Origin of the sequence: Stenotrophomonas sp. 704A1 (assembly GCF_030549525.1) — a bacterium.
GTDB lineage: Bacteria > Pseudomonadota > Gammaproteobacteria > Xanthomonadales > Xanthomonadaceae > Stenotrophomonas > Stenotrophomonas tuberculopleuritidis.
This window is the reverse complement of sequence record NZ_CP130831.1, coordinates 1,949,260-1,962,723: the sequence shown is the minus strand read 5'-3', so window position 1 is coordinate 1,962,723 and position 13,464 is coordinate 1,949,260. Positions and strand designations below refer to the sequence as shown.

General features: G+C 65.9%; 18 protein-coding genes. All 18 read right to left on the bottom strand.

Annotated elements, in window-relative coordinates:
• Window positions 1–40 precede the first annotated feature (40 nt).
• Window positions 41–736 carry a phage minor tail protein L gene (locus Q5Z10_RS09415; RefSeq protein WP_303638823.1) on the bottom strand — a complete coding sequence of 232 codons (696 nt, stop codon included), beginning with the start codon at window positions 734–736 and terminating at the stop codon, window positions 41–43.
• On the bottom strand, window positions 733–1,437 hold the full coding sequence (locus tag Q5Z10_RS09410; protein WP_303638822.1) for an alpha/beta hydrolase family protein: 705 nt from the start codon (window positions 1,435–1,437) through the stop codon (window positions 733–735). Before Q5Z10_RS09410 ends, Q5Z10_RS09415 begins: the two co-directional genes overlap by 4 nt.
• On the bottom strand, window positions 1,437–1,919 hold the full coding sequence (locus tag Q5Z10_RS09405; RefSeq protein WP_303638821.1) for a hypothetical protein: 483 nt from the start codon (window positions 1,917–1,919) through the stop codon (window positions 1,437–1,439). Before Q5Z10_RS09405 ends, Q5Z10_RS09410 begins: the two co-directional genes overlap by 1 nt.
• Before the next feature lie 9 nt (window positions 1,920–1,928).
• Window positions 1,929–2,258 (bottom strand): phage tail protein, encoded by a 330-nt coding sequence (locus Q5Z10_RS09400; protein ID WP_303638820.1) that lies wholly within the window; start codon window positions 2,256–2,258, stop codon window positions 1,929–1,931.
• The gene (locus Q5Z10_RS09395) at window positions 2,255–5,158 is read right to left on the bottom strand and encodes a phage tail tape measure C-terminal domain-containing protein (protein ID WP_303638819.1); all 2,904 of its coding nucleotides are present in this window, start codon (window positions 5,156–5,158) and stop codon (window positions 2,255–2,257) included. The genes Q5Z10_RS09400 and Q5Z10_RS09395 overlap by 4 nt, the downstream gene beginning before the upstream one ends.
• A gap of 13 nt (window positions 5,159–5,171) precedes the next feature.
• Complete coding sequence (locus Q5Z10_RS09390) at window positions 5,172–5,474, bottom strand: phage tail assembly chaperone (protein WP_303638818.1); 303 nt, start codon at window positions 5,472–5,474, stop codon at window positions 5,172–5,174.
• Between the two features lie 28 nt (window positions 5,475–5,502).
• Window positions 5,503–5,895 carry a hypothetical protein gene (locus tag Q5Z10_RS09385; RefSeq protein ID WP_303638817.1) on the bottom strand — a complete coding sequence of 131 codons (393 nt, stop codon included), beginning with the start codon at window positions 5,893–5,895 and terminating at the stop codon, window positions 5,503–5,505.
• Window positions 5,896–5,995: 100 nt separating this feature from the next.
• Window positions 5,996–6,457: a hypothetical protein gene (locus tag Q5Z10_RS09380; RefSeq protein ID WP_303638816.1), complete on the bottom strand. Its 462-nt coding sequence runs from the start codon at window positions 6,455–6,457 to the stop codon at window positions 5,996–5,998.
• 510 nt (window positions 6,458–6,967) lie between these two features.
• On the bottom strand, window positions 6,968–7,210 hold the full coding sequence (locus Q5Z10_RS09375) for a hypothetical protein (RefSeq protein ID WP_303638815.1): 243 nt from the start codon (window positions 7,208–7,210) through the stop codon (window positions 6,968–6,970).
• 9 nt (window positions 7,211–7,219) lie between these two features.
• Window positions 7,220–7,630, bottom strand: a complete 411-nt coding sequence (locus Q5Z10_RS09370; protein ID WP_303638814.1) for a phage tail terminator-like protein — start codon at window positions 7,628–7,630, stop codon at window positions 7,220–7,222.
• Complete coding sequence (locus Q5Z10_RS09365; RefSeq protein WP_303638813.1) at window positions 7,627–8,052, bottom strand: hypothetical protein; 426 nt, start codon at window positions 8,050–8,052, stop codon at window positions 7,627–7,629. Before Q5Z10_RS09365 ends, Q5Z10_RS09370 begins: the two co-directional genes overlap by 4 nt.
• Window positions 8,042–9,118 (bottom strand): phage minor head protein, encoded by a 1,077-nt coding sequence (locus tag Q5Z10_RS09360; RefSeq protein WP_303638812.1) that lies wholly within the window; start codon window positions 9,116–9,118, stop codon window positions 8,042–8,044. The genes Q5Z10_RS09365 and Q5Z10_RS09360 overlap by 11 nt, the downstream gene beginning before the upstream one ends.
• Complete coding sequence (locus tag Q5Z10_RS09355; RefSeq protein WP_303638811.1) at window positions 9,118–9,474, bottom strand: hypothetical protein; 357 nt, start codon at window positions 9,472–9,474, stop codon at window positions 9,118–9,120. The genes Q5Z10_RS09360 and Q5Z10_RS09355 overlap by 1 nt, the downstream gene beginning before the upstream one ends.
• A gap of 217 nt (window positions 9,475–9,691) precedes the next feature.
• Window positions 9,692–10,204: a DnaT-like ssDNA-binding protein gene (locus tag Q5Z10_RS09350; RefSeq protein ID WP_303638810.1), complete on the bottom strand. Its 513-nt coding sequence runs from the start codon at window positions 10,202–10,204 to the stop codon at window positions 9,692–9,694.
• Between the two features lie 2 nt (window positions 10,205–10,206).
• Complete coding sequence (locus Q5Z10_RS09345; protein ID WP_303638809.1) at window positions 10,207–10,800, bottom strand: hypothetical protein; 594 nt, start codon at window positions 10,798–10,800, stop codon at window positions 10,207–10,209.
• Between the two features lie 45 nt (window positions 10,801–10,845).
• Window positions 10,846–11,778, bottom strand: a complete 933-nt coding sequence (locus tag Q5Z10_RS09340; protein WP_303638808.1) for a DUF2184 domain-containing protein — start codon at window positions 11,776–11,778, stop codon at window positions 10,846–10,848.
• A 12-nt stretch (window positions 11,779–11,790) separates the two neighbouring features.
• On the bottom strand, window positions 11,791–12,258 hold the full coding sequence (locus Q5Z10_RS09335; protein WP_303638807.1) for a structural cement protein Gp24: 468 nt from the start codon (window positions 12,256–12,258) through the stop codon (window positions 11,791–11,793).
• 3 nt (window positions 12,259–12,261) lie between these two features.
• A complete protein-coding gene (locus Q5Z10_RS09330; RefSeq protein ID WP_303638806.1) occupies window positions 12,262–13,464 on the bottom strand; it encodes a DUF2213 domain-containing protein in 1,203 nt (400 codons plus the stop codon).

The window sequence follows — 13,464 nt, the reverse complement described above, 5'->3', positions numbered from 1 at the left end:
CCGCGCATGGCGGGCTGTAGGATGCGGGGCGCGGGTTGCGTCAGGTGCGCAGCAGGCCGGCGGCCGGGAAGCCGCCGTAGGGCAGCGGCTTGTCCGCGCCGAAGCGGAGCTTGCAGCTGCCCACCCTGCCCCCGCACTGGTCCCGCGCCGGGTCTGTGGTGGGTACGTCGTCGGCATCGGCCACCGCCGGCCCGTTGTAGCCGCAGTAGGGACCGCGGTAGCCGCCACGAATGAGCCAACCGCAGACGCCGGCGATCACCTGCCGGCCTGGCAACTGCTCGCCGTTGAGGTCGATTGCGGTGGTCAGCTCGAACTCGACGGTCTGCTTGTCCTCCCCGACCTTGCGCTCGATGAACCAGATCTCGTCCAGAAAATGCTCGTCCGGGTCGGCCGTGGGGTTGCCGCCGGGGAAATTCACCGCATCGAGGTACTTGGCCAGGGTCTGCCGGCGGATGAGCCGCGCGCCGACCAGGTCGCCGAACAGCAGGCACATGGCCGTGATGCGCCCGTCGATGTTGCTGACCTTCAGCCGAGGGTTCGGCGGCTGGTCACCGGTGCGCGCAAAGCCCGTGGCCTCGATCGGCCAGGGTCCGTACTCCTGCCCCTGCCACCAGATTACCCCCGACTGCAGGTGCGCGTGGAAGAACAGCTGATCAGCACCGAAGCTGCTGGCGTCCAATTCGAACAGCGTGATGCGGCCACCGGGTTCGAGCTGCTGGGCGTCTGCGGTGATCATCGGAGAAACTCCTGTATATCGCGGCTCAGAACGTGGATTCCCGCAGCCTCGGTATGGCCGGCTGCCACTGGAAAGGCCTCACAGCCGGTAGCCAATGCGAACTGCTGACCGTAGATGGGCCTACAAAGCTCGTCTTCGAGGCCGTACCACATCCGCATCCGAACACCGTTGAGCTTTCCAGCAGCGGCGAGCCGTAGGGGATTTCGAGAAGCACCCTGCACGTCCTCGTTGTATCCACCGTAAGCCAAGTTGATGAGATCAGTGTGGTAATCCTGCCGGTTGTGGATGTCGGCGAGGTTGATCACTGGCAAGATCAGTCCCAGCCGGTCGATCTTCGAAGAGTTGTTGGCAGCCCATATCAGGCTTCCCAGGCCGCCCATCGATTGGCCGAACACCGCCACCTTTGGAGTTGCGCCCGGCAGGGCCTGGACATAGTTGTAGGCCGCAGTGATGCGGCTCTGCTGCGTATCGTTGCCCCAAGTCTGCTTGCCCCCCATGTCGGTTAAGACAATCGTGTATCCCAGATCAACCATCGCACGGAACTGTCTCCAGCGGTCGCTGATGCCCATCCATGACGTACAGGTTTCGCTCGCTCCGTGAACGAAGATCAAGTAGCGTGGTGATGCCGGCGGAGTGCTGGGGCGGATGATGATCTCCCCTTCTCCCGGGTACACGATTCCTACCGAATAGCCAACAAACATTAGGTACGCACCCCGAGATAGGGGCGGTCACCAGTCCCGCCGAAGAGACTGGCGTTGGCCGAGGTGTTGAGGCTGGCCAGCCTGACCTTGATGGTTGCCGTGGAACCCACCGGTAGGTCTCCAATCCGAACCTCGCGAAAGAGGGTGAGATATCCAGATGCCTGGTACACGATCTGAGATCTCTGTTCCCCGTTAACTACGAGAGTCATCACTGAACCCACTGTGGTGTTGGTTACAGACCCACCAAAGGTCACGAGCATCGGCTTGGCGGGGACTACGAACGTGACCGATAGCCCTGGGACGTCAGCGACATTTGACGCACTGAACGGTGCCTGGGTTTCAGCATATGCGACCTCGGACGACTCAGCGGTGGCTGTGTATAGCTCCTGCGTCATGTCGTTGATCTTGCCGAACGCCACCTTTGCCGGGTCGCCGGTGTAGGACCCGTGGTTGGTGGTGGTGTCGATTACTTGGCGTGCCATGGCTATTCCTTACGGCTGGAACGTTTGTTCGAACGTGGCCGTGATGCTGTGCACCAGGCCGGTCGGTAGCGGTTCGCTGTGCGTGTCGCACTGGAACAGCAGCAGGCCACGGGGGCTGTGCCAGTAGAAGGAGTGGCCGACATGGGCATCGAGGAACGCGATGATCTGATCGATACGGGTCTGCGGGCCGGTGAACGTGAGCTGGTATGAACGCCACCTCGCATTCAATCCGTCCGGCGCGCTCTGGCTGTAGCCGTCTCCGAACTTGGCGCGGCGCACGACCGAGTTGGCCGTGCCGCCACCTGTCCGCGTGGGCACCCAGCTGAAGGTGTCCGTCATGCGCGTGCCCCCATGGCATGCAGAGTCCCGCCTGGCCGCAGGTCTCGGGTCTGCAGTTCTCGGTACTTGGATTCAACGAACCGGCCCAGCTCCTGGCCGAACTGTTGCATTAGCGCGGTATCGCCGTCGGCATCCGTGCTGCCGTCGCTGTTCACGACCACTTGGACGTTGATCTGCGCGGGACCAGCGGCTGCAGCTGGACCACCGCTAGCACCAGCAGCTGCGGGGATCACCTGACCATCGTTGCCGGGAATCAGGTACGTGCGGCCACGGCCATCGCTGAACAGCTCCGGTCGGCCGCCCTCACCCACTTCGTACAGCGTCGAGCCGCGCACCGGTCCGCCCTTGGCCCTGCCGCCGCCGAAATTCGCCAGGTTGTTGCCAAACCCGCCGATGGATCCTGCCCCAGTACCGTCGCCGGTGTACGTCCCACCGCCGCCTCCACCGCCCCAGGCACTGGCAACCGCGTTGATGATCCCCACCGCCGCCTGCTTGGCCGCGATGCGCGCGAGGTCGGCGATGATGGCATTGGCCATGTCCCGGAATGACAGTTTTCCAGTCTGGGCAAACCGGACCCAAGCATCCTCCCAGCCGCTCAGCGCGGTGTTCATCAGCCCGTTGGCCTGCTCAAGCGCGTTGCCGGCGGCGAAGGAGTAGTCCTCCCATGCGCGACGCACGCCGGCCCGCCAGTCACCCAGCATCGCCAGGCGCTGCTCCTGGAAAGTGCGCTCCTTAGCCAGCTCCGTGTCGCGGAATGCTGCAGCGTTGGCCGCCATCAGGTCCCACGTCTCCTTGTCCTTAGCCACGTCGCGGCTGCCCAGGCGCTTCAGTTCGTCCTGGTACTCGCGCTGGATGTCCAGCTGCCGGCGCAGCATCGCCACCGCATCCGAGCCACGTCCCATGCCCATCAGGTCGAGCTCGTTAGCGCGGTCACGGTTCGCCCCAGCCTGCGCGAGGATCGCCTGTTGCCGGGCCAGAGCCTCTGCCGCCTCCTTCTCCTTGGTGTACGCCGTAGCCTTCTGCCCGGAAGTGAGGAGTTCCTGCTTGGCCGCCTCCAGCAGGGTTCGGGTGGAGTCCGTCATGGTGTTCTTGCTCTTGGCCAGCAGCTGCTCGATGGCCATGGCCTGGCGCTCGCTGTCGGTCACCTTGACGCCGGTGTCGACCAGCTGCTTGTTGGCCTCGATCTGGCGCTGTGCGGACGCCAGGATGTTCCTCGCAGCGCTGTCGTCGCCATTGCGCCTGCCCACGCCCTCGCTGCGGTTGAAGGACTTGTCGACATCGGCTTCCGCCTTCGCGATGAGCCTCTGCATGGATCCGTCGAAGTGCCGTGCATCGTTGTCGGCGAGCTTGTTGTAGTCGGCGATGATCTTGTTGATGGCCTGACGCTTGGCAGCCTCTCGGTCGAGCCCAGCCATCCTGGCCTTCACCGCCTCGTCGGCAACCGCGCGCTCCCTCGCAAGCTCTCGCTCCGCTGCGATGACGTCACGGTCGTATTTGTGTACCTGCCCAATGATGGCCGCACCATCAGCCATCTCCGCCTTCCACTGCTGCAGCTGGGCGATGCGCTGGCGGGCGGCACTCTCCCCAGCCGAGCCGCGTGAGGCATCCCCCGGGATAGGACTGCGCTGCAGGGCCTGAAAGTACTCGATGTTCTTTTTTGCGCGCTCAATTTGACTGTCAAAATCGTCCCGACCAATCCCTTTGATCTTCTCCCAAGTGTCTTCAAGCGCTGCCAGTGCTCCCTTCCATGCTTTCTCGACCACGCCCGCGCTGTCGGCCATGCTGCTGGCCCGGTCCCGCATGGTCCCGTCCAGCTGCTCCAGCGCGGCCTCGGTGGCCGCATAGTCGCCGCGCTGCTCCCGGATCGCTTCGATGTGCCGGTAGATCTCAGGCGTCAGGAAGTTGTACCGGTCATTGAGCTTCACCAGTGCATCTGCCCCGCCCTCCGCCAGGCTGCGAACCTCGCCGACGGTGCTGCTGATCGAGCTGCCAGTCAGGTCAGCCAGGTTCACTGCGGCAGACGCCATCAGCTGCAGGGTCTGCCCGCTGGCATTGCCCTGCTGGACCAGCTGCTCGATGGCGGCTCCGGCTTCCTTGTAGCTGCCACTGGCGCTGCCGATCTCCTTGCGCATGGCCAGCAGCTGCCCCGCGGTGAGGCCGGCAGCGGTGCCGGTGGCCGCTACCTGGCCCTCCAGCTTCCGCAGCTCCATGTAGCCGGTCACGGCAATGGCCGACAGCCCAGCGAGGGCCAGGACTGCGGCGCCAACCGCGAGGCCAGTGGCTGTCATCACACCGTTCAGTGCACCGGTGCGCGCCGTCAGGGACGTGATGGACCCTTGGGCCTGCCCGATGTCGCCGCTAGCCAGAGCGCGGAACAGCGCCACGATGGACTGCTGTGTCTCCACCGCCCTGAGGTTCAGCTGTCCCAGCCGGCCCGAAAGCACATCGGTGCCCTGCGCCGTGTTCATCACCCTCGCACGCGTCGCATCCAGCTGTGTCTGGTACTGCTGCCAGACTTGCGGCTTGAGCAGCCCAAGATCACGGGCACGGGCCAGCTTGTCCTCCTGATCGGCCAGCTTTGCCAGCGCGGAGACGGTCGGATTGATCTGTCCCAGCAGCTTCTGCAGGTTCAGCTCGCGGGCTTCCGTGGCCCGCGCGGCCTGCTGTGTTGCCCTGCCGGCGCGCTGCTCGATCTGCTCCATCTCCTGCACGCGGGCGTTGATCTTGGCCTGCTCGTTCGCCCAGAAGGACGCAGACTTGCCCGTGCCCTTCTGGGACTTCTCCAGGCGCTCGGCAGCAGCCCCAGCCTTGTCAGCGGCAGCGGCGTTCTCATCAAGGGCCTTCGTGCCCTCCAACAGCCCGCTACTGTCGACCTTGTACCCAAGCTCTGCGATGTCCATCGGGGCTCCTGTGCTACTGCTGCTGGGCCCGCTCACGCGCGGCCTTCTGGTCTTCGCGCACCGCGCGCAGGTACTGGTCGTCCATCGCCATCAGCATCTGGACCTCCTCCGGCAGTGGTTCGATCTGCAGGAGGGCGGCCCATTGGCCGATGTCAGCAAACGTCAACGCCTCTGGACCGCTGTGCCGGCGCCCGGACAGTTCCCAGAACCAGCCCCATACGTGGGCAGCGGCCCCGGGTACCTCTTGCTCGGGGGATTCGGCCAGGCCGAATCGTTCGTTGCGCTGCCGCCGCGTTTCGCCGTTCTCATCCGCCATGTCGTAGCGGACGGCGATGTAGACGGCCTCAGCCGTCCGTTTCGTCAGGTCGGCGAAAGAACTCTGCCCGTTCGCCGAGCGCAGCGTCCGCCTGCTCCGCCACCCACGGCAGTTCCTTCAGCAGCTGCCGCACGGTCTGCTCCTGGAAGGCCGGCTTGTCACCGTGGAAGGTCAGATCGCCCTGCCACTCCCAGCCACCCACCGAGGCGGCCAGCATGGCGATGCGGCTGGCTTCGATCTGCTCGGCGGTCACCTTGCCGCGGTGGTTGATGCGGTCGTTGATGGACTTGCGGGCTGCGGCCTTCACCTGCGGGTGCGTGTCGGGCAGCAGGACCAGCACCAAGCCCACCGGCTCCTGGGTTGCCGGGTGCAGCAGTTCCAGACGGCGCTCGGCCGCCACGATGTTGGACAGTTCGGTCATGTTCGGGATCCTTTGAAACGATCCGGTGGAGAGCCCCAGGGAAGCCGGCCGGATCAGATCCGGCTTGTCAGGCGGCCGCCCTATCCCCGAGGCGTTCGGGTTACGGGGCCTCTACGACCACCGGCACCTGGTTCAGGCCGAGGGTGTAGGTGTTGAGGATGAAGTCTTCATTGCGACCGCCGGGCACGTTCGGGCCGGTGACCAGACCACGCAGGTATTCGATGGAACCGTCAGCACGCTCGATCTTGAAAGCGTAGGTGTCCGGGACATCCGGTGCGCCAGCAGCGCGCATGGCGACCTGGCCCGGGTCTGCCAGATCTTCAGCCACCTCGATCTGGGGATCACCGGCGTTGGTGATGCCCTTGCCCTTCAGCGCCACCAGCGTGTCGAGGGTGTCGTACTGCACCACGTTGGTGTTGATGCCGCGCTCGCCGATGCTGCCCACCTTCTTCACCTGCACGTAGGTGAGGGCGGCGAACTCGGTGGCGGTGAGGTCTTCGTTCTGGGGAAGGACGCAGATGAAGAGCTTGGATCCTGCGTTGGTTTTTGCTTCTGCGGCCATAGCCGTATCTCCTCGCGATGGGCGTAAAAAAACCCGCCACGGGGCGGGGTCGTTGGAAAACAGAAAGGCCCGCTGGTGGGCGGGCCTTTGGGGTGCAAGTTCCGACGCTCAGTGCATTTCGGTAATCACAAGAGTACGGACAGCAGGGTCAGCCCCCACTGTGAGCGATATGCACTCAACCTCTCGCCCAATTACGAGTGGCTGATTGCAAATCAAACGATAGAACGGGGCTTTCCGCCCCGGCATGCCCTTGACTACCTGATGCGCAGTAATCACATACTGGTCCACCCGCTCGAACTTCAACCCTACATAGGCGACTCCCGCCCCTGGCGGGGACTGCGAGTCATGGGTATCAGCTCCCCATCCATCCAAGTCCCCGATGAAGAGCTGCGACTGGGTGGAGGGCCCCATGGCGGTGATCGCGACATTGGAACCAAGAGGGCCGTCGCCTCTCACTTCGGCGAACTTGATCGTCCATCCTTTCAACACACATCTCCTTTCGCAAAGAAATCAACGCTTGCCAGGGCTGAGCTTGGCCGCCACCAGCTGCATGGCCTGCGGCCGAGTGAATCCCGCCTCCACATAGGCCAGATACTCCGCCCGGACGAACCGCGCCTGCTCGGCGCAGAACTCGTCCAGCAGCTGCCGGTTGCGCTTCATGCGGGTGATGGCATCTCGCATGGCCTGCAGCTCACCCTCGTTCGGGATCTCGTTGCTGCTGACCAGGTGCAGGTTGGGCGGCTTGGGGCTCATGGCCGGAGTCTACCCCGAAACGAACCCACGCCACTGGATGGTCACCGGGTGCATGACCCGCTCCGGGTCCTGGATGATGCTGGAGGTCCAGGGCTTCCTCTCCACCCGCATGCCGGCGAAGGTCGTGCCCTTAGTGAAGGCAGCGATGATCTGGTCCGTGATCGCGGTACCCACCATGATCCCCTGCCCCGGCCGGTAGCAGGCCGACAGCTGGCCGAACCCCTGCATCAGGAACGGGCCATCGTCCTCCATGCCGTAGGTCTCGGTCCGATTCGGGAACCACTGCAGCTCCAGCCAGCGAGCGCCATTGCCGGTGGGCGGCTTGAACCCCTGCCCCGGGTAGGAGCAGTCCAACGTGTGCGCAGCAGCAAACTGCCCCACCAGCGTGGCGAATGCGTCATAAATCGCGGTGTCGCTCATCCCATCCGTCCTTTCACGTCGGCAGTGACCTCGGCCACGATGAAATCCCAGCGCTGGGCCGCCGCGCGCGCGAAGCCTTTACCCGCTTGCGCATAGGTTCTGCCCAGGCTGTCCTGGCCGTGGAAGCCGTGTTCCATGCGCATGGCGTACTTTGCGGTCCAGCCAGCCCACACGGTCTGCCCCAGCTGCATGGTGGCGAACACCAGCTCCGGGGCCTGCGCGCTGTCCGATGGCATGCCCTCGACCGATGCAGCGGAAGAGTTGCGCAGGAAGCCGGTATCCACCGGCATCCTCCCGCCCTGCCCCTCGGGCGTGCCGGCTTCCTCCATCAGCTTGGTGGCCGATTCGCGGAAGATCGCACCCTGCATGGCCTTGGCCTTCTCGGTAAAGGCCCGGACCTGGCTTCCGAAATTACTGGCCACGCTTCACCTCCGCCGCCATGTTCACCCGGTATTGCTTCATGCAGCGGCAGCCGATGGTTTCCTCCGGCCCAGCACCGAGCGAGGTGTCGCCAGGGAACCGCATCAACGCGCCGCTGGGCGTCTGGAACGGTTCACCGAACCGGCGAACCTGGCCGTTCATCGCCTGGTGGCTGTGGCGGGTCCTGTCGTCACCGGTGGCTGACCAGGTGCCCTCGACGTTCTCCGGCGCCAGGCGGCCGCTCTCGATCTGCTGCCGGAACGCTTCCTCCCGACCAGCGGCCATGGCCGTCAGCGACTCGGTCCGCGCGATCATCTCGCCGCGCAGTGCCAGCAGCCTGTCCGCGTAGCGCGCAGCGATCTTCACCACGTCTGCCGGCGCCACCGGCTGGCCCGCCTTGATGGCCCGGCTCACGATTCCGTCCAAGCGCTTGTCGCGACGCTTGCGGCCGAAGTACTCCGCCATCTGCTGCGGGTCGCCGCTGGACAGCTGCTGCCGGACATTGGCCACGAACTGCGCCTGCTGCGCGGTGAGGCCGACAACCCCACCACTGCGTCGCCCCGTCTCGCCTACGCGCCCGACCAGCTCCAGCGCAGTCTGGCGTGGATTGGTGCCAGCAGACATGCCCCGCACCAGGTGCTGGCGCACCAGCTGCCGCTGATCCTCCACCACGCCGGTGATCAACCGGGAGGAGTTCGTCTGCAGCCAGCTCTCTACGCCCCGGTTGCGCATGTCGAACCCGAACCGCAGCAGCGGCGTGTCGTTGGCCGGGTTGTAGCGCCCGCGTATCTGCTGCCGCAGCGACAGCATGGGCAGCTCCTTCATTCCGACCTCTGCGCCGGTGGCAAACGCCTGGCGCACCTGCTCGGCCAGCGGCGAGAAGCGCTCGCCGTCGAAACCCAGAGCCTCCAGTACTGCGTCCACCTGACCGGCCTGCAGGAGGCTCGCCAGCAGGTCCAGCTGCACCTGCGACCGCACGCCGGCGATGGCCTGCTCGAAAGCGCGGCGTATAGCCGGCTCCAGGCGTCGTGCCAGCAGTTCCAACTCGCGTGGTGTGAGGTGGGCCATCAGCGTCGGGCGTGAAACTCATAGAGAAGGGCCTGGCCACCCGGGGAGAGCGGCTGCAGGTCGATGAGGTGATACAGCTGGCCACCCAGCAGCAGCCGGTCGTCCTTGCCAGGCTGGACGTCCACTGCGGTCGAGATCAGGCCCAGCTTGTCGCCTTGTTGCACCAGCGTGGTGTCGCGGTCCGTCAGGCTGTAGTCCAGCTCCACCACCGTGCAGTCGTGCTGCGTGGCAGGACCGGGCTGCGGGTTGTGCGGGGGCCCAGTCGGTGCGCCGTCGCGCTCCAGCTGAGTGGCGTAGCCGAAGCGGGCAATCAGCCGCTCGGCAGTGGCCTGCATGCGGTCATAAAAGGCGCTCATTCGCCTTCACCCATGGGGAAGACCTCCACGATTCCGTGGCGGGTTCGCTCGATGCATCGTTTCCCGTGCTTGTGCAAGCGCGGGGGCTGGTCGTGCATGCGAACAATTCCTCTGTCGGTATCCGCATAGACGACCCCGGAGACCACTCGGCCGTTCAACAGCACGCGCCGGCGTCCACGGCCATCTCCAGGCATGTGCACACCTTTCAGCATGGCCATCAGACAACCCTCACCGCAGGATAGACCGCCGGCGTCCGCAGCAGCGGCGCCAAGATCTCATCGATGGCCGGAACCACCGGTCGATTCGGCACCTGGCCGGCGGCGCTGGCGTCGGCGTAGCTGACCTCGATGGGACCGACCTTCTCCTTGGTCACCGCCGCGCTTGCCACGTAGTCCGGCGACAGGCTACCGGGGCTCACCAGCTCGCGCATGGCCGCCTCGTAGGTTGCCCGCTCGACTTCGTCAGGCACTTCATCCGGCTGGATGGGGTCGCCGTCGTAGTCGATCGCACCGGTGCGGGGCCACTCGTTGGGCTGGCCCCGACCGGCAGTGCGCACGCCGGGGAACATGGACGCCCAGCGACCGGATGCCAGCAGCACCCGGTACCGGCCGTCAATGTAATCCGTGGCGCGGACCAGTGCCCCGGTGCGGTCTTGTTCCGTACCGGCAGCCCAGGCGGCATTGCCCCGCGCCTGGTGGTAGAGATCCGCGGCTTCCAGCGTGCCGTACATGGTCAGCCCTCGCCCTTCTTGGCCTCGGCCTCGGCGATGGCGGCCTGCAGCTTCACTACGCCCCAGGTGCCCTTCGCGTCGATGCCCAGCTCTTTGGCACGGGCCAGCAGCGCATCCTTGTCGGCGGCCGGCGGGCTCTGGTTGCCGGAGCCGCCGCTGGCCTTGACCTTCTCGTCGTCAGCGGTTGCGGCGCCCTTCTTGGCCTCGGCGTCGGCTTCTGCGCAGGACTGCAGCTCACGCACCATGGCTGCCAGCTCGGCCTCGCGGTCGTCGCCGTCCAACGCGTTCCAGTCGGCAATGCTCAGGCCGGAGTGCTCGAACGCCTGACGGACCACCTCGCCCAGCTGTACCGAGACGCCTTCGGCCAGCTCGATGCTGGCCGGGAGCACGTTGGAGCCCACCAGGACGTCCTTTGCCGGTGCCTTGGTGTTGGTACTGCCGCCCTCGGCGGTCAGGATCTTGCCCTTCAGCCAGCCCTGCACCACCGCATTGCCCTTCAGGGCATCCCAGTTCGCGATGGGCGTGGCTTCGCCAGGCAGCAGGATGGTGCCATCCGGCAGGCCCAGGGGGCCCTTGTGGTTGTTCGTGATCTTCATGCTTCGCTCCAGTGAGGCCCCGGCGCACGGCCGGGGCCAGGCGGATCAGATGCCATCGAGGTAGACGACTTCCTTGGGCAGGCGCACGTCCAGGCCGCCCAAGCGCATGACGCCCGGGATGTCCCAGCGCAGCGGGCCGCTCTGCCAGGCCGGCAGGAAGCGGTGCGGCATCGGCATGTGCAGCTTCAGCACCTGCGGATCGTTGCGGTACGCCACCAGGCGCGTGATGCCGCCGACGCCGGCCGTGTCCAGGCCACGCACGCCGCGAAGGGTCAGCTGCTGGCCGGTCTGCACGGTGTAGACGTTGTTGGCCAGGAACCACTGCAGAATGGTCATGTCGCTCTGGTCGCTCATCTTGCGAGTAGCGATCAGCAGGTACTTCGTCCACGGCAGCAGCAGCGTGTTGGCGATCGAGGCAGTGTTCGTGCCATTGAACACGTTGAGCAGCGCCTGGTTCATCGTGGCCACGATCAGCTGCGAATCGGTGGTGGCGTCCCAGCTGCCGGTCGGCGCGGCCACGGGAGTGACGCCGGCTGCGTTGAACAGGCCAGTGAAACCCTTGCTGGAGTCACCCAGCAGCGCCACGCGATCGACCATTTCCTCCGATGCACGGCGCGCTGCCGCAGCGTCTTCGGTGGACAGATTGATGCCCAGCATCTGTGCGCGGCCGACTTCCTCCCAGCCGAAGCCGTAGCCGATGCCGGCGGTGTAGACCGGGGTCTCGAACTTCGCGCGGGTGGTGCCGGCCTTCGGGATGTCGTCGGCATTGCCGTTGATCCAGTTGGCGGTGCCGAACTGGTCCTGCGCGAAGTAAGTCACCGAAGTGGCGAACTCGCTGCCCGAGGTATCCACTGGCACCAGGGTGCGGTACTGCACATCTGGGTAAACGGTGCGGTAGACGCCCGGCTCGATGATCGAAGCTTGGGCGACCACGAAGCCCAGTGCTGCCTGGGCGTCGATCAGGGGAATTGCGCTCATGTGGTTGACTCCTTAGCCGAGACGGACGACGGCCAGCTGGCCGGCGGCGGTGGTGCTGGTGTCCCAGCTGGCACCGGGAACTGCGGTGTTCCCGGTGGAGACGTTGGTGAAGGCGCCACCGGCGGTCAGATAGACCGCATCACGCGCGGCAACGGCGACCGACGCGACGACCCAGATGTCGCCCTTCACGCGTACGCGCGCGGACTCGCCCACGCCGAACGCATCGGTGGCGCGGCCGGTGACTTGGCCTGCCGTGACCGTCAGGCCCGAGGCTGAGCGATCCAGCAGCGCGATGCCGACGTACTTGCCGCCGGCGAAGGCCTTCACCGACTTGTCGGTGGCGCCCTGCTCGACGGCCTTGCCGAAGGCGATGGCCGCACCCTCGACGGTGCGGGAGATGTCGGTGGCCGGCAGCATGGTCGCCGGCGCGCCAGCAATGGCGGCCGACTGGGTGTCCGGGTAGTTGGTCTGCAGTGCCATGGCTTAGGCCTCCTTGTGGCCAGCGGTGCGGAAATCCAGGCCGGCCACGGACGCGGCGTAACCGTTGTCCTTCACGGGCTGGCGGTGGGTGGAGCTGTCGCGCAGCGCCTGGGCGACCGGATCGACCGGCTTGGCTTCGTCGGCCAGGATGTCGAAGCGGGCCTCGATGTAGGCATCGGTCTTGCCGGCCACTGCGGCGTCGCCGAGCTTGGCGACCACTGCAACCCTGCGGACCTCGGCATCGGTCTTGCCGCTGTAGTCGGCGTCGTGCACGGCCTTGGCCTTGGCCACCAGGTCGCCGCGCTGCTGCACACGCTGGTCCAGATCGGCGTCGCTCAGCACCTTGGCCTTCAGGTCATCACGCTCCGCCTCGACCTTGGCGATGGCCGCGTCCTTGGCGGCCATGACGGTCTGGAAATTGGCGTCTGCGCTGGCAGCTGCAGTCTGTACTTCCTTCAGCTGCTGCTGCAGCTTGCCAATGGCCTGGGCGCCGGCGTCGTTGGTGACGACGGACAGCCCATCGACCAAGATGGTCTTGTCGCTCATGGGTTCTTTCCTCGTAGATGGATTGTGGTCGTCGCCGTGCTGGTGCTGCTGACCACGCGCCCGGTCGACTAGCGCGAGTTCGTACTGCGTGAGCGGGGCCGGGCCCCATTGCGAATCACCCATGCGGGTGTTGCCGGCGCGCGGGTTGTTGTCCGGCAGGTAGGCCACGTGGTTGAAGCGCAGCGGTCCGGCTTGCCGGTACTGGTACGGGGTGCCGTCGGGAGCCACCCCTTCGTCGGCGACGATTTCCACCGAGTAGCCGGCCGACAGCGACCGCGCGCCGGCGGCCACCTCCTTGGCGGACGCGGCGTCCATGATTGCCATGGGGGCAACCACGTGTTCGCCGTCACGCACAACACGGCCACCCACCTGCCCGACGGTCAGTTCCTTCCAGTTGTCGGCGGTGACGCCCTTCGGCGGATGGCCGCGCGTGACCGGCCGGCCCACCAGCGAGCGCATGCTGTCCTCATCGAACACAGTGGCCGGATCGCGGTAGACCCCGTACACCCGGCCAGCTTCGTCTCCAGTCAGGCCCAGCTCGCGGCCCAGGTACTGCTGCACGTTGCCTGCGCGGCTGACCTTGGCATCGCCGACCAGGAAACCGTCGCGCGTGAAAGCGAGCCCGGACGCGTCGAGCGCCAGGCTGTCGAAGATCTCCAT